Origin of the sequence: Microlunatus kandeliicorticis, from assembly GCF_014137855.1 — a bacterium.
Taxonomy (GTDB): Bacteria; Actinomycetota; Actinomycetes; order Propionibacteriales; family Propionibacteriaceae; genus Microlunatus; species Microlunatus kandeliicorticis.
In genome coordinates, this window is record NZ_JACGWT010000003.1 from 609,753 (window position 1) to 631,943 (window position 22,191).

At 73.5% G+C, this 22,191-nt stretch carries 19 protein-coding genes and 1 riboswitch; of the genes, 4 read left to right on the top strand and 15 right to left on the bottom strand.

Translation table 11 applies throughout. The annotated features are described in order from the left end of the window. Positions 1 to 4: 4 nt before the first annotated feature. The 10 genes from thiD to FHX74_RS11985 form a co-directional block, all read right to left on the bottom strand. Positions 5 to 847 carry a bifunctional hydroxymethylpyrimidine kinase/phosphomethylpyrimidine kinase gene (gene thiD, locus FHX74_RS11940; protein ID WP_182560325.1) on the bottom strand — a complete coding sequence of 281 codons (843 nt, stop codon included), beginning with the start codon at positions 845 to 847 and terminating at the stop codon, positions 5 to 7. Next, entirely contained in the window at positions 844 to 1,506 is a 663-nt protein-coding gene (thiE, locus tag FHX74_RS11945) for a thiamine phosphate synthase (protein ID WP_328823783.1), read from the bottom strand. The genes thiD and thiE overlap by 4 nt, the downstream gene beginning before the upstream one ends. Next, positions 1,503 to 2,339 carry a hydroxyethylthiazole kinase gene (gene thiM / locus FHX74_RS11950; protein ID WP_182560326.1) on the bottom strand — a complete coding sequence of 279 codons (837 nt, stop codon included), beginning with the start codon at positions 2,337 to 2,339 and terminating at the stop codon, positions 1,503 to 1,505. The genes thiE and thiM overlap by 4 nt, the downstream gene beginning before the upstream one ends. Further along, a riboswitch (TPP riboswitch) is annotated at positions 2,332 to 2,429 on the bottom strand. (Overlaps the previous gene by 8 nt.) A 69-nt stretch (positions 2,430 to 2,498) precedes the next feature. Then, the gene (locus FHX74_RS11955) at positions 2,499 to 3,533 is read right to left on the bottom strand and encodes an NADPH:quinone reductase (protein WP_182560327.1); all 1,035 of its coding nucleotides are present in this window, start codon (positions 3,531 to 3,533) and stop codon (positions 2,499 to 2,501) included. Positions 3,534 to 3,604: 71 nt separating this feature from the next. Next, complete coding sequence (locus tag FHX74_RS11960) at positions 3,605 to 4,876, bottom strand: cytochrome P450 (RefSeq protein WP_220483774.1); 1,272 nt, start codon at positions 4,874 to 4,876, stop codon at positions 3,605 to 3,607. 17 nt (positions 4,877 to 4,893) lie between these two features. Then, the gene (locus FHX74_RS11965) at positions 4,894 to 6,060 is read right to left on the bottom strand and encodes a serine hydrolase domain-containing protein (protein WP_182560328.1); all 1,167 of its coding nucleotides are present in this window, start codon (positions 6,058 to 6,060) and stop codon (positions 4,894 to 4,896) included. 27 nt (positions 6,061 to 6,087) lie between these two features. Beyond that, on the bottom strand, positions 6,088 to 7,236 hold the full coding sequence (gene dgoD / locus FHX74_RS11970; RefSeq protein ID WP_182560329.1) for a galactonate dehydratase: 1,149 nt from the start codon (positions 7,234 to 7,236) through the stop codon (positions 6,088 to 6,090). Between the two features lie 13 nt (positions 7,237 to 7,249). Continuing rightward, complete coding sequence (locus FHX74_RS11975) at positions 7,250 to 8,149, bottom strand: dihydrodipicolinate synthase family protein (protein WP_182560330.1); 900 nt, start codon at positions 8,147 to 8,149, stop codon at positions 7,250 to 7,252. After that, entirely contained in the window at positions 8,146 to 9,099 is a 954-nt protein-coding gene (locus tag FHX74_RS11980; protein ID WP_328823784.1) for a sugar kinase, read from the bottom strand. The genes FHX74_RS11975 and FHX74_RS11980 overlap by 4 nt, the downstream gene beginning before the upstream one ends. Before the next feature lie 61 nt (positions 9,100 to 9,160). Then, positions 9,161 to 10,585 carry an MFS transporter gene (locus FHX74_RS11985; protein ID WP_182560331.1) on the bottom strand — a complete coding sequence of 475 codons (1,425 nt, stop codon included), beginning with the start codon at positions 10,583 to 10,585 and terminating at the stop codon, positions 9,161 to 9,163. A 170-nt stretch (positions 10,586 to 10,755) separates the two neighbouring features. Between FHX74_RS11985 and FHX74_RS11990 the strand changes: the two genes are divergently transcribed. Beyond that, entirely contained in the window at positions 10,756 to 12,294 is a 1,539-nt protein-coding gene (locus FHX74_RS11990; protein ID WP_182560332.1) for an amidohydrolase, read from the top strand. A gap of 119 nt (positions 12,295 to 12,413) precedes the next feature. Here FHX74_RS11990 and FHX74_RS21115 read toward each other — a convergent pair whose 3' ends face one another. Together FHX74_RS21115 and FHX74_RS12000 are read right to left on the bottom strand one after the other, a co-directional pair. Then, positions 12,414 to 13,481 (bottom strand): GNAT family N-acetyltransferase, encoded by a 1,068-nt coding sequence (locus FHX74_RS21115; RefSeq protein ID WP_220483775.1) that lies wholly within the window; start codon positions 13,479 to 13,481, stop codon positions 12,414 to 12,416. A gap of 11 nt (positions 13,482 to 13,492) precedes the next feature. Then, positions 13,493 to 13,810 (bottom strand): hypothetical protein, encoded by a 318-nt coding sequence (locus FHX74_RS12000; protein ID WP_182560333.1) that lies wholly within the window; start codon positions 13,808 to 13,810, stop codon positions 13,493 to 13,495. Between the two features lie 58 nt (positions 13,811 to 13,868). Between FHX74_RS12000 and FHX74_RS12005 the strand changes: the two genes are divergently transcribed. Next, entirely contained in the window at positions 13,869 to 15,311 is a 1,443-nt protein-coding gene (locus tag FHX74_RS12005; protein WP_182560334.1) for a deoxyribodipyrimidine photo-lyase, read from the top strand. A 37-nt stretch (positions 15,312 to 15,348) separates the two neighbouring features. Here FHX74_RS12005 and FHX74_RS12010 read toward each other — a convergent pair whose 3' ends face one another. From FHX74_RS12010 to FHX74_RS12020, 3 genes are read right to left on the bottom strand one after another with little or no spacing between them, the layout of a single operon-like run. Next, the gene (locus tag FHX74_RS12010) at positions 15,349 to 16,122 is read right to left on the bottom strand and encodes a GolD/DthD family dehydrogenase (RefSeq protein WP_182560335.1); all 774 of its coding nucleotides are present in this window, start codon (positions 16,120 to 16,122) and stop codon (positions 15,349 to 15,351) included. Positions 16,123 to 16,178: 56 nt separating this feature from the next. After that, positions 16,179 to 17,057 (bottom strand): alpha/beta fold hydrolase, encoded by an 879-nt coding sequence (locus FHX74_RS12015; protein ID WP_182560336.1) that lies wholly within the window; start codon positions 17,055 to 17,057, stop codon positions 16,179 to 16,181. Positions 17,058 to 17,063: 6 nt separating this feature from the next. Further along, positions 17,064 to 17,960, bottom strand: coding sequence for a TolB family protein (locus FHX74_RS12020; RefSeq protein ID WP_182560337.1), 897 nt, complete (start codon positions 17,958 to 17,960; stop codon positions 17,064 to 17,066). Positions 17,961 to 18,223: 263 nt separating this feature from the next. Between FHX74_RS12020 and FHX74_RS12025 the strand changes: the two genes are divergently transcribed. Both FHX74_RS12025 and xdhB read left to right on the top strand, forming a co-directional pair. After that, positions 18,224 to 19,717, top strand: coding sequence for a xanthine dehydrogenase small subunit (locus tag FHX74_RS12025; RefSeq protein ID WP_182560338.1), 1,494 nt, complete (start codon positions 18,224 to 18,226; stop codon positions 19,715 to 19,717). Beyond that, positions 19,714 to 22,191 carry a xanthine dehydrogenase molybdopterin binding subunit gene (xdhB, locus tag FHX74_RS12030; RefSeq protein ID WP_182560339.1) on the top strand — a complete coding sequence of 826 codons (2,478 nt, stop codon included), beginning with the start codon at positions 19,714 to 19,716 and terminating at the stop codon, positions 22,189 to 22,191. Before FHX74_RS12025 ends, xdhB begins: the two co-directional genes overlap by 4 nt.

Here is a 22,191-nt window from a genome sequence, read left to right on the forward strand (position 1 = left end):
CGGGTCAGTCCGGCGCGGCGACGTAGACCTGGTGACCGACCGGGCCGTGCCCGTGACCGATGCCGAGCCCGGCGCCACGCCGCAGTGCCTCCTGCAGGTAGCTCCGCGCCTCCTCCACCAGCGGGGCCCACGGAACCGGGCCGGGCGGTCGACGGGACGCGAGGGCGGCGAGCGCGGACGACAGCGTGCAGCCGGTGCCGTGGGTGGCGGGGGTGTCGATCCGGTCGCGCGCGACGATCCGGACCCCGGCGGTGTCCACGAGGACGTCGGCGCTCTCCCCCGGCCCGCCGCCGTGGTGGTCGGCGTCGAGGTGCCCGCCCTTGAGCAGGACGGGCACGCCGCAGCGGCCGTACAGCGTCTGCGCCTGCCGGATCACCGCAGCCAGGTCCTCGGCCGGACGCTCGCCGAGCAGCACCCCTGCTTCGGGAACGTTCGGCGTGACGAGATCAACCAAGGGCAGCAGCTCGTCGCGGAGCGCGGTCACCACGTCGGGCCCGGCCAGCCGGTCACCGCTGGTCGCCACCATCACCGGGTCGAGGACCACCGGCCCGGCCGGCCGCGACCGCAGCACCGAAACCACCGCCCGGACCACGTCCGCGTCCGGCAGCATCCCGATCTTGGTGGCGTGCACGGTGACGTCGGTGAGCAGGGTTTCGAGCTGACCGGCGACCACCGCGGCCGGAACCGGGTGCACCGCGGTGACGCCGCGGGTGTTCTGCGCGGTCAGCGCGGTGATCGCCGCACACCCGTAGACCCGGTGGGCGGCGAAGGTCTTGAGGTCGGCCTGGACACCGGCCCCGCCGCTCGGGTCGCTCCCGGCGATGGTCAGCGCGACGGCGGCGCTCACCGACGTCCCCCGTCCCAGCCCGCGCGCAGCCGCGCCGCGACCACGGCCGGATCCGGGGCCGCGCACACCTCGGAGACCGTACAGACGCCGTCGAGGCCGCGGCCCCGCAGCGCGGGGAGCCGTGCCGCGGTGATCCCTCCGATCGCCACGGCCGGCCGGCCGGCGCTCGCGGCAACCCGGGCCAGGCCCTCGGGTCCGAGCGGCACGGCCGCGTCCGGTTTCGTCGCCGTCGCCCACACCGGACCGATCCCGAGGTAGTCGGCCGCCGCGCACTCGGATGCCGAGGCCTGCTCGACGCTGGAGACCGACAGCCCGATGATCAGGTCCGGACCGAGCCAGCGGCGGACCTCCTCGACCGGGAGGTCGCTCTGCCCGAGGTGGACGCCGTCGGCACCCGCCAGGACCGCCACGTCCACGGCGTCATCCACCAGGAGCGGGACCCCGGTGCCGTGCAGCGCGTGCTGGACGGCTCGAACCTGGGCCAGCCGGTCGCGGTCACTGCCGTCCTTGACCCGCACCTGCACGGAGGTGACCCCGCCGGCGACCGCCGCGCGGACGACCGCGGGAACCCCGCGGTCCCCACACAGCGCAGCGTCGGTGACCAGGCAGAGCCGGAGCACGGCGCGCAGCCGGGACCGGGGGACCCTTCGGCCCTTCACGCGAGCCGGTCGAGCAGACCGGCGGCCAGCTCGTCGGGACCGGTGGCGCTGATCGCGTCGACCCAGGCGACGACGAAGCTGCCGGGCCCGGCCGTGCGGATCTCGGCTTCCTCCGCGGCGAGGGCGACGTGCAGGTGCGCGGCCAGGGTGCCCGCCAGCGGGTCTGCCGTGGCGCCCAGGTAGGCCGCGCACAGGGCACCGAGCGCGCAGCCGGCGCCGGTGGTCCGGGTCAGCATCTCGGAGCCGCCACCGAGCCGGAGGGTCCGGTCACCGGCGACGATCACGTCCGTCGGCCCAGAGACGGCGACGACGCCGCCGGTCCGGGAAGACAGGGCTCGGGCGGCGGGTTCGGCCGCTTCGGGGTCGACCGTCGTGTCGACGCCCCGACCGCCCTCTCCCATCCCGGCGAGCGCGATGACCTCGGACGCGTTGCCCCGGATCAGCGTCGGCCGTTGGTCGAGCAGGTCACGCGCCAGGGCGGTCCGGAAGGACAGTCCACCGACCGCGACCGGATCGAGGACCCACCGGGTCCCGGCGGTGGTGGCGCTCGCGGCAGCCGCGCGCATCGCCTCGGCGCGCTGGTCGTCCGGGGTCCCGAGGTTGATGAGGACGGCCGCCGCGACCCGGGCGAACTCGGCGGCCTCGTGCGCGTTGTCGACCATCGCCGGTGCGGCGCCGGCGGCCAGCAGCACGTTCGCGGTGATGGTGGTGACGACCGTGTTGGTCAGGCACTGCACCAGCGGCGCTGTCCCGAAGACCGACGCCCGGGCATCGGCCACCGCCTCGCTCAGGTCGGAGTCTGCGGCCCTCGCGGGCAGGTCGAATGCGCTCATCGGCGGACATCCCTTCGTCAGCATTGCCTGCGTCAGGTTCGGCGGGTCTGATCTCAGCCCCGCGTCCGCGGAGCACCCCGTGTCGTGCCGCCGACGCTAGCAAGCGGCGCTTCGCGCGCCCGCTCCGGGTCCGAGCCCGCGAGGCTCGGACCGGGCGGCTCAGTCGGTGATGTCGATGATCACCTTGCCCACCGCGCCGTCCTCGACGGCCTGATGGGCCTGGGCGGTCTCCTCGAGGCTGAAGTGCAGCAGCGGCAGGCCGACCGGCTCACCGACCCGGATCGCCCCGGCGGTGACCCCGGCGACCACGTCCTCGGCCGCGCGCAGCTTGGCCTCGTGCGGGGCGGTGTAGACCAGCACGAACTGGAGCCGGGCGTTGGTGGTCATCAGCGGCCGGATCGAGAGCGTGACCTCGTCGCCGCCGTTGTTGGCGTAGATCGCCACCGTGCCTCCGACCGCGAGGCCGCCGGCGATGATCGCCGCGTTCGGTCCGGGTGACACCTCGATGATCAGATCGGCACCGTGCGGCGCGATCTTGCGCAGCTCGGCGACCACGTCCTGGTTGCGGTAGTTGATCACGTGGTCGGCCCCGGCCGCGGCGGCTGACTGCGCCTTCTGCGGGCTGCTGACCGTGCTGATCACCGTCGCGTCGGACCAGCGGGCCAGCTGGATGGCGGCGTTGCCGACCGCGCCGGCTCCGCCCGCGACCAGCACCGTGCGTCCGGCCAGCGTGCCCGGCCCGAGTCGCTGCGGCCCGTTCTCGGCGACCGTCAGGCAGCGGTGGGCGGTGAGGAACGGGATCCCGAGCGCGGCGCCGAGATCGAACGGATCGGACCCGTCGGGCGGATCCGGCAGGCTCACCGCCTGATGCACCGGGACCAGGGTCTGCTCGGCGGCGGTCCCCCACGGCCGCTGGAAGGCTGCCTCCCAGACCCACACCGGCAGTCCGACCAGTGCCGGGTCGACGCCCTCGCCGACCGCGTCGATCAGCCCGGCGCCGTCCTGCCCGGGCGTCTGCGGCGGGTCGACCGGTTGCCCCGGTCCGCTGCCGGTGCGCGACTTCCAGTCGGTCGGGTTGACCCCGGCCCGCCGGAGCCGCACCCGCACCTCACCCGGTCCGGGTTCGGGGCTCTCGGCCTCGGTCAGCTGCAGGACTCCCGGGTCCCCGGTCTCGGTGTAGACGACGCGCTTCATCCGTCCGTTCTAGTGCACGCCGCTCGGCGCCGGACGGTCGGCCCTGCCCTTCGACAGGCTCAGGGCACGGGTCAGCGGCCGGCGCGGTCGCGGAGCACGAAGTCGCGGATCTCGTAGCTCTCGATGAAGTCGTTCCAGTGCAGCTGCGGCGGCTGGACGACCTCGAGGTCGCGGGCGAGCAGCCGGCTGAGCAGGATGTCGCTCTCGAGCAGGGCGATCGCGTTGCCGGGGCAGCGGTGGTGACCGTCGCCGAAGCTCAGCACGCTCGGTCCGACACCCCGGGGCAGCTCGCGGCCCGGCGCGACGACCAGCGGGTCGGCACCGACCAGCGCGGCCTCGGCGTTGACCGCGCGCAGGTCGAGGTCGACCAGGGTCCCCGCGGGCAGCTCGACGGTCTCGTCGCCGTCGGTGAGGGTGAGCGGCTCGGTGGTCCGGCGGTAGAGGTGGCCGACCACCGGCTCGACCCGGAGGATCTCCGCCAGCACCGCCTGCCGCTCGGTGGCGTCGGCGGCCAGGTAGTGCGCACGCAGGCCGTCGTCGTCGAGCAGGTGCCAGGCGGCCACGCTGATGAACTCGCGGGTGGTGGCCATCCCCGCGGCGCCGAAGGTCAGCGCCTCGGTGAGGATCTCCAGGTCGCTGAACCCGCGCTTGATCAGCTCGCTGATCACGTCCTCGCGCGGGTACTTCCGCCGGGCCCGGATCGCCGGCTTCACGTCGAGCGCGAAGAAGACCATCGGGTTGAGCCGCCGCAACCGCCCGAGGACCGCGCCGACCGGCCCGGGCCCGGCGTCGCCGGTGCGGAACAGCCCTTCGAGCCGCCGGGTGAGTCCGGGCGGGGAGTCGGTCAGCCCGATCACCTGACCGGCCACCCGGACGGCCATCTGCAGCGACAGCCGGGTCAGGTCGACCGGACGCCCGGCGTCGAACCCGGTCAACAGCCTGTCGGCGAAGGTCTCCATCATCGACCGGTAGCCCTCGGTGACCTTGGGCGCGAAGTAGCGGGCGGTCGCGCTGCGCTGCGCCCGGTGGTCGGGACCGTCGAGGTAGAGGATCGGCCGGCGCAGGTCGCCCAGCTGCTGGTCCTCCGCCCCGAACCCGGCCTGCAGGGCGGCGTCCTCGGCCCGCAGCACGGTGCGGGCGGCCGCGAACGACCGGACCACCCAACGCTCGCCGGCCGCGGTCACCCGGTGCTCGAACGCCGGCCGGGCGGCGTCGTCGGCCCGCACCGCCTTGCGGTGGCAGCCGCGGACGGCCGTCCCGGTCCGGACCGGGCACCCGGCGCCCTCCGGCGCGGCTACGGCGGGGCTGGCCGGGACGTCGGGGGCCATCCGGTCGGTGCTCATCTGCAGAGCGTAGGCGCTCAGGACCGGTCGGCGACCTCGGCCGCGTGGGTGCAGAACGCGCCGATCACCTGGTTCTCCCCCGGCCCGCCGAGCTCGACCTGGGTGAGCAGCACCGCGACCACCCCCGGACCAGGGAAGACGTACCCCGCGGTCCCGGTGCCGCCGACCCAGCCGTAGCGGCCGGGCCGGTTCCACGGGTTCCGGCGGTCGCGATCGATCGAGCCGCCGTACCCCCAGCCCTGGCCGGCGAGGAACAGGTCGGCGTCGGCCCGCTGCCGGCTGGTGGTGTGGTCGGTCGCGATCATCTCGGCCACCGCCGCCGCGCTGAGCAGTCGGTTCCCGTCCGGCGCCGTCCCGCCGGCCAGCAGGAACCGGCCGAACGCCGCCCAGTCGTCGACGGTCGAGACCAGCCCACCGGCCCCGGACGGATTGACCGGCTCGGCGTCCCACTGCCCGTCCGGACCGTCGGCCAGCGCGAGCCCGCCCTCGGCGGTCGGCCGGTAGTACGACGTCCGCCGGTCGGCGTGGTCGGGTCGGAAGGCGAAGCCGGTGTCGGCCATCCCCAGTGGCTCGAACAGCAGCTCGGCCATCAGCGCGCCGAGCGGCCGGCCGGAGACCCGGCTGAGCAACACCCCGAGCAGGTCGGCGCTGAGGTTGTAGAGCCAGCGCTCGCCGGGCTGGGCCAGCAGCGGGATCGTGGCCAGCCGGCGCAGCCACTCGTCCGGCGCGGGCACCTGCTGCGGCTGCGGCGGACCCTGCAGCAGCCGCTCGAACAGCGGAGCGACGCCCGGCCAGTCGAAGTGGTCGGGGAAGCCCCAGCCGCTGGTGAAGGTCTGCAGGTGCCGGACGGTGATCGGCCTGGCCAGCGCGACGGTCTCGTCGAGCGGCCCGTCCGGCCGGGCCAGCACCCGGACGTCCTGCAGCTCGGGCAACCAGCGGGTGATGTCGTCGTCGAGCCCCAGCTGTCCGCGCTCGACCATGATCATCGCGCTGGCGGCGAGCAGCGGCTTGCCGATCGAGGCGATCCGGAAGACGCTGTCGCGGCGCAGCCGGGCACTGCGCTCGAGATCGGTCCAGCCGGCGGTGGTGACCTCGACGTCGTCACCGCGCCCGATCAGCGCCACCGCGCCGGGGATCCGGCCGGCCGCCACCTCGCGGTCCAGCAGCTCCTGCACAACGGTCACGGTGTCTCCTCCCGCCGGCTCAGCGATTCACCACTCGGCGACCGAGCCGTCCTCGAGCCGCCACAGGGGGTTGCGCCAGCGGTGCCCGACCGCCGCCCGCTCGGTGATCATCGCCTCGTCGAGCTCGATGCCGAGCCCGGGTCCGCGCGGGATGTCCACCCAGCCGTCGGTGTAGCCGAACACCGAGGGGTCGACGAGATAGTCGAGCAGGTCGTTCTCGGTGTTGTACTGGATCCCCAGGCTCTGCTCCTGGATGACCGCGTTGTGGCAGATCCCGTCGAGCTGGAGGCAGACGGCGAGCGCGATCGGTCCGAGCGGACAGTGCAGCGCGAGCGCGACGTCGTAGGCCTCGGCCATCGCGGCGATCTTGCGGGTCTCGGTGATGCCGCCGCTGTGGCTGGGGTCGGGCTGGATGATGTCCACCGTCCCGGAAGCCAGCACCGACTTGAAGTCCCACCGCGAGAACAACCGCTCGCCGAGGGCGATCGGGATCGCGCTGCCGGCCAGCTGGTCGCGGACCGCGTCGAGGTTCTCACTCAGCACCGGTTCCTCGACGAACATCAGCCGGCACGGTTCGAGCTCGCGGAGCAGCACCCGGGCCATCGGCTTGTGCACCCGGCCGTGGAAGTCGACGGCGATGTCGACCGACGGTCCGACGGCCTCACGCACCGCGGCGATCCGGGCCACCGCCGCGTCGATGGTCGCCCGGCTGTCGACGTAACCGACCGCCTCGGTGCCGGTCAGCTTGATCGCCCGGAACCCACCGGCCACCGCGGCCCGGGCCGAGGCGGTGAGCTCGTCGGTGCTGCCGCCACCGACGTGGGAGTAGACCCGGATCCGGTCGCGGACCGGTCCGCCGGCCAGCTCGGCCACCGAGACGCCGTGGTACCGCGCGGTCAGGTCCCACAACGCCTGGTCGACCCCGGCGATCGCGCTCATCAGCACCTCGCCGCCACGGTAGAAGCCGCCGCGGTACATCAGCTGCCAGAGGTCCTCGATCCGTCGGGGGTCGCGGCCGATCAGCGCATCGGACAGCTCGTCGACCGCGGCGGCGACGGTGGCCGCCCGCCCCTCGACGATCGGCTCACCCCAGCCGACCGAGCCGTCGTCGGTCTCGATCTTGAGGAACAGCCAGCGCGGCGGCACCGCGTAGGTGGTCAGTCTGGTGATCTTCATCCCGGTCCTCCGCTCAGCCCCGGGAGCCGGCGTGGGTGTCGAGCGCGGTGGCCAGGGCGGTGGCCGCGTCGTAGTCGGAGGGCAGCGGCAGCTGCGGCGGCCGGACGGTGCCGAGCGAACGGCCCTGGCGCTCGCCGGCCAGCCGCTTGAGCACGGCCACCGAGGTGTGCTGCTTGGTCATCGCGCGGACCTGCCGGAGGTGACCGGCCAGCGCGGCCGCCTCGTCGTCGCGGCCGGCCCGGACGTGGTCGTAGAGCTGCACCATCAGGTCCGGTACGACGTTGGCCAGCGCCGAGATCGTCCCGGCGGCGATCCGCAGCCCACCGGGCACGTCGTCCTCGGTCCCGAGCAGCACCCCGCGACCGGCCTCGTGCACCGCCTCGGCGTAGCCGGGCGAGCCGTCGGAGTCCTTGACCCCCCACACCGGCAGCCGGCCGACGACCTCGGCCGGGACCCCGACCGCGTACTTGGGGATGTGGTAGACGATCACCGGGTGGTCGGTGGCGTCCAGCACCCGCCGGTAGAAGAGCTCGAGCCCCTCGGCGCTGACCGGTTTGACGTAGTAGGGCGGCAGCACCAGCACCGCGGTCGCCGGCGCCCCGGCCAGGAAGGCCAGTTGGTCGAGGGTGTCGGGCAGGTTGCCCTCGGCCACCGTGGGCACCAGCTGGAAGCCGTCGGGCAGGTCGAGGGCGAACAGCCGCTCGAGCACCGTCCGCTTCTCGCCGGTGGCGATCACCGGGCCCTCGCCGTTGGTCCCGAACGGCACGATGCCGCGGACGCCGTGCCCGGCCAGCCACGTGACGTGGCCGAGGTAGGCCTCGACGTCGAGACTGCACCGGTCGTCGTCGCGCATCGGGCTGACGTTGGCGACGTAGACCCCGCCGAGCAGGTCGGACGGCTCCCCCATGATCATCTCCCCAGGTCCTCGCGTTGGTCGGTGAACGCCTCGAGCTCGGCCCGGCTGGGCAGGCCCTCGTAGTCACCGTGGCTCTGGACGCAGAACGCGCCCATCGCGTTGGCGGTCCGCAGCCGGTCGGCCGGCTCCGCACCGGCCAGCCGTGCGGCCAGGTATCCGGCGGCGAACGCGTCGCCGGCCCCGATCGGGTCGACCTCGGTGACGGCGAAGCCGTCCACCTCGTGCCGGACGCCGTCGATCAGGGCGACGCAGCCGCGTGCACCGCGCTTGAGCACGGTCTCCGCCGGGCCGCGCTCGGCCAGCCGGTCGAGCGCGGTGTCGTCGTCCCAGCCCCACAGGGCTCGCGCCTCCTCGTGCCCGACCAGCAGCAGGTCGACCCGGTCGAGCACCGCCTCGGTGGCCGCCCGGGCCGCCTCCGGGGCCCACAACCGGCTGCGGTAGTTGACGTCGTAGCTGACCAGCAGCCCGCGCTGGTGGGCCTGGTCGAGCAGCCAGTCGACGAAGCCGGCGCAGCTCTCGGACAGGGCGGCGGTGATCCCGCTCAGGTGCAGCACCTCGGCGCCGTCGAGCACCGCCGGGTCGAGACATCCCGGCGCGAGCGCGGAGCCGGCCGAGCCCCGTCGGTAGTAGTAGACCCGGGTGGCGCCGGCCACCTGCTCGCGCAGGTAGAGCGCGGTCGGGCGGGTCGGGTCGACGATCACCGCGCCGGTGTCGACGCCCTCGGCGCGGATCCGGTGCAGCACCAGCTGGCCGGGCTCGTCGTCGCCGACCGCGCCGAGCCACCGGCTGCAGACGCCGAGCCGGCTCAGCCCGATGGCCACGTTGCTCTCCGCCCCGCCGGCGGACGCGCTCAGCGCCCCGGCGTGCCGGAGCCGCCCCGGCCCCGTGGGCGCGACGAGCATCATCGTCTCGCCGGCGGTCACCACGCGTACCTGGTCGCCGGTCACTGGCCCAGTATCCCGTGCCGCCCGGCGCGGGTGCGCGGGCGGTCGCCGCCGGTCACCGGGATCACGAGGACGCGGTGCCGACCCCGGCCTGCTGGGTGGCCTCGGCCTCCTCGCGCTCCACGTAGCCGTACATCTCGGGCAGGATGAACTTGGCCGACAGGAAGCCGATCGCCGACAGCACCGCGACGGCCAGCGTGGCCCCGAACTTGCCCCAGGCCTCGTTCATGATCGGGAAGATGAAGGCACCGAAGAACGAGGCCGCCTTGACGAACACGTACCCGAAGCCCGAGGCGGTCGCCTTGAACCGCGGCGGCGCGACCATCGAGGTGATGGTCATCCCGTTCGAGGCGTCCCAGTAGTGCCCCCACATCAGCACGCAGGCGGCGATCACGATGATCACCTTCCAGTCGTACTTGAGCGCGAAGGCGCCGACCACCAGACCGACGAAGGCCAGCCCGAAGCCCCACATCGCCACGCCGCGGTGGCCGATCCGGGACAGCATCAGCGGCGCGGTGAACCCGGCGATGGTGGCCAGCACGTAGATCATCGCGGTGATCAGGTTGGTGCCGGTGATGTTGCCGCTGCTGGAGACCCCGACCCCGGCGACCACCAGGATGACCGGGAGGTAGAAGCCGAACGCGGTGAACTCCGCACCCTGGCAGGCGTTGCTGATCCAGCCGAAGATCGTCGCGCGCTTCTTCACCGGGTCGGCCCAGATGACCTTGAGGAAGTCCCCGACCCTGGGCTTGGCCATCACGACGTCCTCGGCCGGGAGCATCTCCAGCGGGTCGTCGAACAGCCGCTGCGAGGTCTCCTTGGCCTGGGCGAACCGGCCGCGGTGGATCAGCGAGAGCGGGGTCTCGGGCAGGTCGAGCCGGGCGATCAGCAGGATGGCCGCCGGGATCGCGCCGAGCCCGAGGCCGATCCGCCAGAGCAGCTCGTGGTCCATGCCGCTGACGTACATCAGGGTGATCACCAGAATGGCGAACACCTCGCCGACCCCGAACATGAACTGCCAGCGCGAGCCCATCCGCTCGCGGGCACCCTTGCTCATCGACTCCATGATGTAGGCGTAGCCGTTGGCGATGTCGCTGCCCAGCGGGATGCCGATCAGGAACCGGATGATGATCAGGTCGACCACGTTCTGGCTGAAGCCCTGGGCGATGGCCAGCACGATGAACAGCACCATGGTCAGCACGAAGACGCGCTTGCGTCCGAGTCGGTCGGCGATGAACCCGCCGATCAGTGCGCCGATCAGCGCACCGCCCTGGACGCCCGCGGTGAGCAGGCCGAGCTGCACCGCCGACGGGTTGTACTCGGCCTTGATGAAGACGAGCAGGAACGAGATGGCGTAGAGGTCCCAGGCCTCGATCAGGATCGTGGCGATCATCATCCAGCCGCCGCGACTCGACGACACGGTTCCTGGTTTGTTCAGCAGCCGCACGGTGGCCTGATCGGCCAGCTCACGGAGTCTTCCCTGGTCCACGACGACCTCCAGAACCTCGATGGCTGCGCCACATCATGCCACTGCGGACGGCGCTGTCCAGAGGGGTGTCGACGGGCCCGGTCAAGATCGCCACGGCGGCCGTGCGCGGCTGCTCCGACAGCTGCCGGACCCGTGCCTGCGGCCCGACCCCGGACCGGTAGAAAGGGCCCGTGTCCCTGATCCGTGGTGTCCGGCTGGTCCGTCCCGGGCCCGGCCCGATCGGCACCGACCGCGCCGGTACGGTCGACCTCCGCTGGTCCGACGGCGAGCAGCCGGTGATCACCGCGATCGAGCCGGAGCTGGAGCGGCTGCCGGGCGAGCCGGTGACCGAGGCTGCTGGACGCTGGGCGATCCCGGGGCTCTGGGACGCGCACGTCCACCTCGGGCAGTGGGCGCTGGCCCGCACCCGGCTCGACCTGACCGGTTCGGCAGGGCCGGAGGAGGTCGTCGCCCGTGTCGTCCGGCACCTGGCCACCCGCCCCGACGACGGTTCGGACGCCGACCCCCCGACGCCGCTGCTCGGCCAGGGCTACCGGTCCGGGCCGTGGGCCCGGCAGCCGACGGTCGCCGAGCTGGACGCGGTGGTCGGGGACCGTCCGGTCGCGCTGACCAGCGGCGACGCCCACAACGGCTGGCTCAACACGGCCGCGCTCCGGCTGCTCGGGCTGCCGGGCCGCGACACCCCGCTCGAGGAGAACGAGTGGTTCGCGGTGATCCCGCAGCTGCAGGCGCTCACCGTCTCTCCGGCCACCGTGCTGCGGGCCTATCGCGAGGCGGTGGCCGACGCGGCCGCCCACGGGGTGGTCGGAGTGACCGACTTCGAGTTCGCCGCCAACGTCGCCGAGTGGCCTGCGCGGATGGCCGCCGGCGTCGACCGGTTACGGATCCGGGCGGCCAGCTATCCCGACGCGCTCGAGGACGTGATCAGCCGGGGGCTGCGGACCGGTGACCCGGTCGACCCGGCCCTCCCGCTGCTCCGCACCGGTCCGCTCAAGATCATCTCCGACGGGTCGCTCAACACCCGCACCGCCTACTGCTGCGAGCCCTACCCGGGGGTGCCGCTGCCCGCACCGCGCGGCACCCAGAACGTCGGGCCGGAGGAGCTGCAGCGGTTGCTGGCCCGGGCCGACGCGCACGGGATCGAGGCGGCGGTGCACGCCATCGGCGACGCAGCGGTGGCCGACGCGCTCGACGCCTTCGCGGCCACCGGTGCGCGCGGATCCGTGGAGCACGCCCAGCTGATGCGGCGCGCCGACCACGCCCGGATGGCCGCCCTGCCGGTCCGGGCCAGCGTGCAGCCCGCGCACCTGCTCGACGACCGCGACGTCACCGCCCAGCTCTGGCCCGACCGGGGCGACCGGTGCTTCCCGCTGCGCTCGCTGCTCGACGCCGGGGTGCCGCTGGCGCTGGGCTCCGACGCCCCGGTCTCGCCACTCGACCCGTGGCTGGCCATGGCCGCGGCGGTGCACCGGTCGGCCGACGAGCGTCCACCCTGGAACCCGGACGAGGCGATCACCGCCGCCGAGGCGCTGATCGCCAGCACCGACGGGCACCCGATGATCACCGTCGGGATGCCGGCCGACCTGGTGCTGCTCGACCACGACCCGCTGCCGCGGGTCGACGGCACCGCCGAGGCGGGCGCCGCCCTCCGTGCGGTGCGGGTGGCCGCGACTATGGTCGCCGGCCGGTTCACCCACCTCGCGCTCTAGGCCCGCCCTTCGACAGGCTCAGGGCGCCGGGGGTGGGGCTCAGGGCGCGTTCTCCACCACGGTGCCCTGAGCCTGTCGAAGGGCGTCTGCCCGAGCCGCGACGCCCCGAGCTCGAAGGGTCAGAGCGCGAGCGTGCGGTGCCAGGACTCGGTCCGGTAGGCCGTCTCCCAGCCGAGCGAGCGGTAGAGCCCGTCGGCGCCGGTCGGCGAGTCGGCGTCGACCTCGAGGGCGACCCGGTTGCGGCCGCGGGCCGCGGTGTCGGTGATCACGGTGTGCAGCAGGGCCTTGGCCACGCCGCGACCGCGCGCCGACCGGTGCACCCCGATGTAGTCGATGTAGGAACCCTCGACGCCGGCGGCGTCGGGCGCGAGGACGGTGCTGACCACCGCCCCACCGATCCGCTCGGTCCGGTCGTCGCCCTGATCCTCGGCGTCGGCGTCGGTGATCATGGCCAGCCACCAGTGGTCCCACCGGTGCCCGGGGTCCTCGCGGAGCCGCTGGACGAACTCGCTGAAGCTCTCCCGGTAGGAGTTGAAGTGGTCGACGAACGACTCCTCGAGCACCTGGTGCACCAGCTGCAGGTCGTCGGCCAGCGGCAGGCCGTCGGGGTGGGTGCGGACCGCCCGCACATGCACCCCCGGTCGCGGCGGCGGAAACGCGTCCGGTGCCGCCTCCGCCGCGGTCACCGGCCGGACCATCTCGAGCCAGGTGCGGACGCAGGCGTACCCGGCGGCGGCCAGCCAGCGCCGCTGACGGTCGTCGTCGGCGTAGGCGATCGCCGACAGCTGGGTGGACTCCAGCCCGCGCAGCCTGATCACCGGTTCGGCGGCGGCCGCAGCCCAGGCCAGCAGCGCCGCGGCCAGCCGGTCGGTGTCCCCCGCCGACAGCAGCGCACCGAGCGCGGGGTCGGCGGTCAGGTCGACACCGACCCGCCCGGCGGCCCGGTCGTGCACCTGGATCCAGGCCCGGACGACGTCGTCGGGGTCAGCGACCACGCGCTGGCGCCGGGTCCACGACCCGGTGCCGACCGCCTCGGAGCGGACCAGCTCGGGGTCGAGGCGGCCCGAACCCGTCATCCGCTCCTGCTGTCCGGCCCGGAGCCGGATCAGCGCGTCGACGTCGTCGGGTCGCGGGGTCCGCCAGGTCCAGCCCGGCGGGCACCAGGCGACGGCGTCGGCGGCGCTCACGTCGTCCTCGGTCAGCGCCGGGCGTCGACCAGCGCGTACGACGCCCCGGCCGAGGCGGCGGTGACGGCCAGCACCGCGGGCCAGGGACCGATCTTCTTGGCCAGCGGGTGCGAGGCGCCGAACCCGCCGACGTAGAGCGCCGACAGCACAGCGGTCGTCCCCGGCCCGGCCTTGCGCAGCCAGGTCCGCCCGGCGTACCCGCCGGCCGCGCCGAGCAGCACGCCACCGAGCCAGCGGATGCCGGTCTCGCGGGCGGCCAGGTAGCCGCCGACCAGACCGAGGGCGACCAGCGGGGCGGTGTGGACGTCGCGGGCGGGCGTGATCTTCACGACCACGACCGTAGCGCCCGCCGCATCCGCGGTCCTGAGCGGCACGTAATGTCCCGCCATGGCGGCGAAGAAGACCGACGGCGGCACGGGTGGCGAGGACGTCTACCCGGGGATCCAGGCCGAGCGCGTCCAGCACCTCAACGACCACGACGAGCCCACCGGGCCGGACGACGCCGACGGCCGCTACGTCCTCTACTGGATGCAGCAGTCGGCGCGCGCCAGCTTCAACCACGCGCTCGAGTTCGCGATCCACCGCGCCAACGACCTCGAGCTGCCGTTGCTGGTCGCCTTCGGGCTGATGGACGACTACCCCGACGCGAACGCCCGGCACTACCGGTTCCTGCTCGAGGGCCTCGCCGACGTCGAGGCGGAGCTGGGCAAGCGCGACATCGCCTTCGTGCTGCAGAAGGGCGAACCGGCCGCGGTGGCCGAGCGGCTGGCGAAGGACGCGGCGCTGGTGGTGGTCGACCGCGGCTACCTGCGGCACCAGCGGCAGTGGCGCGAGGACGTCGCCTCCTCGGTCGGGTGCGCCGTGGTGCAGGTGGAGAGCGACGTGGTGGTGCCGGTCGAGCTCGTCTCCGACCACGCTGAGCACGCCGCCCGGACCATCCGGCCCAAGATCACCCAGCACCTCGACCGGTTCCTGGTGCCGCTGCGCGCCACCCGGCTGCAGAACACCACGAAGCCCCGGGTCAGCGGGGAGGACCTGTCCGACCTCGACGCGCTGCTCGGCTCGTTGACGATCGACCACAGCGTGCCGCCGGTGCCGCTGTTCACCGGCGGCACCACCGAGGGGCTGAAGGTGCTGCGGGCGTTCCTCAAGAACCGCTTCTCGACCTACGAGAAGAACCGGAACCAGCCACAGACCGACGACGTGTCGCACATGAGCAAGTACCTGCACTACGGCCAGCTGTCCCCCGTGCAGATCGCGCTGGAGATCAAGAAGCACAGCGGGAGCAACGCCGACGCCTATCTCGAGGAGCTGATCGTCCGGCGCGAGCTGCCGATGAACTTCGTCTTCTACGAGAAGCGCTACGACAGCTACGCAGCGATCCCCGACTGGGCGAAGAAGACGCTGAACGAGCACAAGGCGGACGAGCGCAAGAACGCCTACACCCGCAGCCAGCTCGAGAAGGCGCAGACCCACGACGAGTACTGGAACGCGGCGATGCGCGAGATGGTGCACACCGGCTACATGCACAACTACATGCGGATGTACTGGGGCAAGAAGATCATCGAGTGGTCCTCCAGCCCCGAGACGGCCTTCCGCACCACGCTCTACCTCAACAACAAGTACTTCCTCGACGGCCGTGACGCGAACAGCTTCGCCAACGTCTCCTGGCTGTTCGGCACCCACGACCGCGGCTGGACCGAACGCCCGGTGCTCGGCAAGGTCCGCTGGATGTCCGCGGGAGGGCTGGAGAGCAAGGCCAAGCCGAAGGAGTACGTCGAGAAGGTCGACCGGCTGGTCGAGCAGGTGGAGGCCGAGTCGGAGGACTGACCGTCCGCCAGCGCGACCGGCGCGGCGCCCGAGCCCGTCAGCGGATGGTGAACCCGCCGTCGACGGCCAGGTCGGCGCCGTTGATCATGTCGGCGGCCCCGGAGGCCAGGAACGCGATCACCGCGGCGATCTCCTCGGGCACCGCGAACCGTCCGGCCGGGATCTCGGCCCGGTGCCGCTCGCCCTTCTCGTTGTCCCAGGCCTGCCGGCCCAGCGGCGTCAGCACCACGGTCGGGGACACGGTGTTCACGGTGACCCCGCGCCCGCCCCACTCGAGGGCGAGCACCCGGGTCATCCCCTGCACGCCGGCCTTGGAGGCGCAGTAGGCCACGTGCTCGGGCAGCCCGACGTTCGCGGCCTGCGAGGCGAGGTTGACGATCGTCCCGCGGCCGCGGGTGATCATCCGCTCACCGAACGCCCGGCAGCACAGGTAGGTGCCGGTCAGGTTGACCTCGATGGTGGTCCGCCACTGCTCGTCGGTCAGCTGCTCAGCCGGCGCGAGCGCGACGATGCCGGCGGAGTTGACCAGCACGTCCACCGGGCCGAGCCCGGCCTCGACCCGCTCGACCACCTCGGCCACCGACGCCGAGGAGGTGACGTCGCAGCCGAGCGCCAGCGTCGAGCCGGGCAGCTCGTCGGCGACCGCGGCCGCAGGCTCGGCCGCGCGGTCGAGCACGGCGACCGCGGCCCCGGAGCGGGACAGCAGGGCGGCGGTCGCCGCCCCGATCCCCGACGCACCACCGGTGACCACCGCGACCCGACCGCTGAGGTCGACCGACAGCCGGGAGACATCGACCTGCGGGACGTCCATGGTGTGCTCCTCCGTCGTCGGTGACCGACGCCCAATCTAGGCAGCCGCCGCTGGGGTCAGGCGGCCAGGTGGTCGCGGACCAGCCCGGCGACCGTGTCCGGTGCCTCGCGGTGCGGGAAGTGCCCGACCCCGTCGAGCACCACCCGTCGGTAGTCCGCGAAGTGCGGCTCGAGGCCCTCGGACTCGACCGGCGGGTCGCACCGGTCGTCACCACCCTGGATCATCAGGGTCGGCGTCCGGAGAAACTCGACGCCGGCCAACCGCTCGCGGAGCGGGTCGTAGCGCGGGTCGCGCGGCTCGTCGGGCAGGTAGCGCGACCGGTAGTTCGACAGCGTCACCGCGAGCCAGTCCGGGCCGAAGGTCTCCGCGGTGACGGCGAAGTCCTGCTCGGTCCACCACCCGGACGGGCTCCAGGTCTCCCACTGCAGGCGGGCGAACCCGACCGGGTCGGCGGCGATCGAGTCCGCCCCGGCCGGGAAGCACATCAGCCACTGGTACCAGAAGTTCCGGCTCTGCCCGAAGCGCTCGGGCACCGCGAACCGGCCGCCCGGCTGGTAGCCCAGCGCGAGCGCGACCACCCGCTCGACCCGGTCCGGGGCGAGGGCCGCCAGACCGTAGGCGGTGCGCGCGCCCCAGTCGTGTCCGACCACCGCGAACCGGTCGAGACCGAGGGCGTCGGCCAGGTCGAGCACGTCGGCGGTCAGCGCGACCGCGGTGCCGTCGCGCGGGGTGTCGGCGGTGCGGAACCGGGTCCCGCCGCTGCCCCGGTTGTCCGGCACGATCAGCCGCAGCCCCGTGCCGTCGAGCCGGTCGACCAGCGGCTGCCAGCCGACGGCGGCGTCGGGCCAGCCGTGCACGAGCAGCACCGGCGACCCGTCCGGGTCACCGGCCTCGCGGTAGTGCAGCGACAGCGCCGGGGTCTCGACGGTGGGCACGCCGGCTCAGACCGGGTAGGCGACGTAGCCGAACCGGTCGCCGGTCGGCGCCCAGCTGTTCACGTTGATCGTGCCCTGGCCACCGAACAGCGACACCACGGTCTCCGCACCGGCCCAGTCGTGGTCGCGCACCAGCTTGAGCTCCACCGGCAGGTCGGCCGGATGGCCCTCGGTGCCGGTCGGGAAGCTGATGAAGGTGGCCAGCCGCCCGCTCGGCTCCCAGTGTGGGAACCAGTTGACCCGGTCGTCGTCGGTGAGCTGCTCGAGCCCGGACCCGTCGGGCCGCATCCGGGCGATCTGGGCGTGCCCGGGCCGGCGGGCGAAGGCCTCGGTGTTGAGGTAGATCCACTCGCCGTCCGGGCTGAACTCGCAACCGTCGGTCAACGCCTCGCCGTGGGTCAGCCGGGTCTCCGCGCCCGTGGCCACGTCGACCAGATAGACGTCGGCGGTGCGCGCGCCGGTCCAGCCGTCCGCGCCGAGCTCGAGCCCGATCGAGGCCAGCGTGCGGCCGTCGGGACTGATCCCGTGCAGGAAGTGGAAGAACCGGCGTCCGTGGTCGGTCCGGTGGTCGTCAGTGATCCGCCGGGCCGCACCACCGGACAGCGACCCGAGGTAGAGGTGCCCGTCGTTGGCCGAGACCACCACCTGCTCGCCGTCGGGGTGCAGCACGTGGTCGTTGTTGAGCTCGGGGACGTCGAGCGCGATCCGCACCGGCTCGCCGCCGGCCACCGGCAGCCGCCAGAGGACGCCGTCACCGTTGACGATCAGCGCCTCACCGTCGACCGTCCAGTTCGGCGCCTCGAGCAGCACCTCGCTGCTGCGGTGGACCAGCTCCGGCGGACGTCCGTCGGTGAAGCCGATCGTGATCTCGGTCTGCTGCCCGGGGGCCAGGGTGCGTGCCACCGGTCCACCCTCTCGCACGCCAGCGGCCCGGTGGTCAGCCGGTCGTCTTTCCGCAGATCGGAAAAAAGGTTCCGAAAAGTCTGGCGCCCCTCGGGAGCAGCCGCTAGTGTCCCGCGCATCGACGGTCGTTCCGCATGGACAACCGGCCGTCGCCTGCAAGAGCCCGTAACAACCATGCGCCAACTTCGTCACAGCCGTGGCGGGTGGGACGTCAGCGCACGGACAATGCGCGTGAGCACGGACGCGCAAGGACGGGGGTCGTCATGCAGGGTCGGGTGCCGCAGGAGTCCGCGGCCGCACAGCACGGCGGGACCGGCGTCGGGAGCGTCTCGGTCAACGGCCGGCCGCTCGGGCTGGGTCCCGTCGGAGGCCACGTCACGCTGCTCGACTGGCTGCGGAGCCGAGGGCTGACCGGGACCAAGGAGGGCTGCGCCGAGGGCGAGTGCGGCGCCTGCTCGGTGCTGGTGGCCCGACCCGACGGCGACGACCGCACCCGCTGGACCGCGATCAACTCCTGCCTGGTGCCGGCCGCCGGCTGTGCCGGGCAGGAGGTGATCACCGCCGAGGGCCTGGGCACCGTCGACGCCCTGCACCCGGTGCAGCGCGAGATGGCCGTCCGCGGCGGATCCCAGTGCGGCTACTGCACGCCCGGGTTCGTCTGCTCGATGGCCGCTGAGTACTACCGGCCCGAACGCGCCGCCGACCAGCACGCCACGGCTGGTCATGATCACGAGCACGGGCCGAACGGCTTCGACCTGCACGCGCTGAGCGGCAACCTCTGCCGCTGCACCGGCTACCGGCCGATCCGCGACGCCGCGTACGCACTCGACCGGCCCGCCGACGACGACCCGCTCCACCAGCGCACCCGGCGCCCGGCCCCACCCGCCGCACCGGTGACGGTGACCGGCGACCAGGGCGACTTCGTCCGGCCCGCCGACCTGGCCGCAGCGCTCCGGCTGATCGCCGAGCGTCCGGACGCCCGGGTGGTGGCCGGGTCCACCGACTGGGGCGTCGAGCTGAACCTCCGGCACCGCCGCGCGCCGCTGACCGTCGCCGTCGACCGGCTGCCCGAGCTGCGCGCCTGCACCGCCGACGACGAGACCATCGACCTCGGGGCCGCGCTGACCCTCAGCGAGATCGAGCGCCGGCTCGACGGCAGCGTCCCGTTGCTGGCCGAGCTGTTCCCGCAGTTCGCGTCGCGACTGATCCGCAACGGCGCCACCCTGGGCGGCAACCTGGGCACCGGATCGCCGATCGGCGACAGCCCGCCGGTGCTGCTCGCGCTCGAGGCGCGGCTGGTGCTGGCCTCGGCGACCGGCACCCGCGAGGTGGCGCTGGCCGACTACTTCACCGGCTACCGGCAGTCGGTGCGCCGGCCCGACGAGCTGATCACCACCGTCCGGATCCCCCGGCCGCTGGCCGCGCACACCGCGTTCCACAAGATCGCCAAGCGCCGGTTCGACGACATCTCCAGCGTCGCCGTGGCCTTCGCGCTCGACCTCGACGGCGACCGGGTCGCCCGGATCCGGATCGGACTGGGCGGGGTGGCGGCCACCCCGCTGCGCGCCCGGGCCACCGAGGAGCAGCTGACCGGGGCTCCGTGGACCCGCGAAGCGGTCCGCGCCGCGGCCGACCGGCTGGCCACCGAGGGCACCCCGCTCGACGACCACCGGGCCAGCGCCGCCTACCGCACCGCGATGCTCCGCACCGCCCTGCTCAAGTTCTTCGCCCGGACCCGAGGGGAGGTGTCGGCATGACCCGCACCAACTACGACGGCGCCAGCGCCAGCTCGCTGCACGGCCCGCTCGCCGACCGGCCGGCCAACCCGGCGGTGGGCCGGGAGGTCCCGCACGAGGCGGCCGCGCTGCACGTCACCGGCGCGGCGCTCTACACCGACGACCTGATCACCCGCACCCCCGGCGTGCTGCACGCCTGGCCGGTCAACGCCCCGCACGCGCACGCCCTGGTGACCGCGCTCGACGTCAGCCCGGCGCTCGACGTCCCCGGCGTGGTCCGGGTGCTCACCGCCGACGACGTCCCGGGGATCAACGACGCCGGGATCAAGCACGACGAACCGCTCTTCCCCACCGAGGTGATGTTCCATGGGCACGCGGTGGCCTGGGTGCTCGGCGAGACGCTCGAGGCGGCCCGGCAGGGCGCGGAGGCCGTGGCCGTCGACTACGAGCCGCTGCCCTCGGTGCTCACCCTGACCGAGGCCATCGGGGCCGGCAGCTTCCAGGGCGCCCGGCGGACGGTCAGCCGCGGCGACGCCGACGCCGGGCTGGCCCGCGCGCACCGTCGCTTCCGGGGCGTGTTCGAGTTCGGCGGCCAGGAGCACTTCTACCTCGAGACGATGTGCTCGCTGGCCCTGGTCGACGAGGGCGGCCAGGTGTTCGTCCAGTCCTCCACCCAGCACCCGAGCGAGACCCAGGAGATCGTCGCGCACGTGCTCGGCGTCCCCAGCCACGCGGTCACCGTCCAGTGCCTGCGGATGGGGGGCGGGTTCGGCGGCAAGGAGATGCAACCGCACGGGCTGGCCGCGGTCGCCGCGCTCGGGGCCACCCTGACCGGACGTCCGGTCCGGTTGCGGCTCAACCGCACCCAGGACATGACGATGACCGGCAAGCGGCACCCGTTCCACGCGGAGTGGGAGATCGGCTTCGACGAGCGGCACCGGATCACCGGCTTGCGGGCGACCCTGACCTCCGACGGCGGCTGGAGCCTCGACCTGTCCGAGCCGGTGCTGGCCCGGGCGCTCTGCCACATCGACAACGCCTACTGGATCCCCGACATCGAGGTGCACGGCCGGATCGCGAAGACCCACAAGACCAGCCAGACCGCGTTCCGCGGCTTCGGCGGCCCGCAGGGCATGATCGTGATCGAGGACATCCTGGGCCGGTGCGCGCCGCAGCTCGGGATCAGCGCCGAGGAGCTCCGCCGGAGCAACCTCTACGCGCCCGGCCAGGCCACGCCGTACGGCCAGCCGGTCCGGCACGCCGAGCGGCTGACCGCGATCTGGTCCGAGCTCCAGCAGCGCGCCGGCTACCTCGACCGGGTGGCCGCGGTGGAGGCGTTCAACGCGGCGCACGAGGACACCAAGCGCGGGCTGGCGATCACGCCGGTGAAGTTCGGGATCTCGTTCAACCTGACCGCCTTCAACCAGGCCGGCGCGCTGGTGCACGTCTACAAGGACGGCTCGGTGCTGATCAACCACGGCGGCACCGAGATGGGTCAGGGGCTGCACACCAAGATGCTGCAGGTCGCGGCCACCGCGCTCGGGGTGCCGATGAGCACCGTCCGGCTCGCCCCGACCCGGACCGACAAGGTGCCCAACACCTCGGCCACCGCGGCCAGCTCGGGCGCCGACCTCAACGGCGGCGCGATCAAGAACGCCTGCGAGCAGATCACCGAGCGGCTGGCCGACGTCGCGGCCCGGATGATCAACTGCCACCCCGCCGACGTCCGGTTCGTCGACGGCGTGGTCACCGGGATCGGCTTCGCTGACCGGCAGCTGACCTTCGCCGAGGTGGTCGGCGCCGCCTACCACCAACGGGTGCAGCTGTGGGCGGCCGGCTTCTACCGGACCGAGGGCCTGCACTGGGACGCCGAGCGGATGCAGGGCGAGCCGTTCAAGTACTTCGCCTACGGCGCGGCGCTGAGCGAGGTCGAGGTCGACGGCTGGACCGGTGCCTACCGGCTGCGCCGGACCGACATCGTCCACGACGTCGGGGACAGCCTGTCGCCGTTGATCGACGTCGGGCAGATCGAGGGCGGCTTCGTCCAGGGCACCGGCTGGCTCACCCTCGAGGAGCTGCGCTGGGACACCACCGACGGCCCGAACCGCGGTCGGCTGTCCACCCAGGCGGCCAGCACCTACAAGCTGCCGAGCTTCTCCGAGATGCCCGAGGAGTTCCACGTCCACCTGTTCGAGCGGGCCACCGAGTCGGGGGTGGTCTACGGCTCGAAGGCGGTCGGCGAACCGCCGCTGATGCTGGCCTTCAGCGTCCGCGAGGCGCTGCGGCAGGCGGTGGCCGCGTTCGGCCCGGGCGGGATCGAGGTCGACCTCGGCAGCCCGGCCACCCCGGAGGCGGTGTTCTGGGCGGTCGAGGCGGCCCGGCGCGGACGTCCCGAACCGGCACTGGCCGCCTCGGCGGCCTCCGAGGCCTACGCGGCCGGCAACCACTCCGGTGCCGAGGTCAGCGCCGTCTCCGGCTCGTACGCGCAGGCCTGA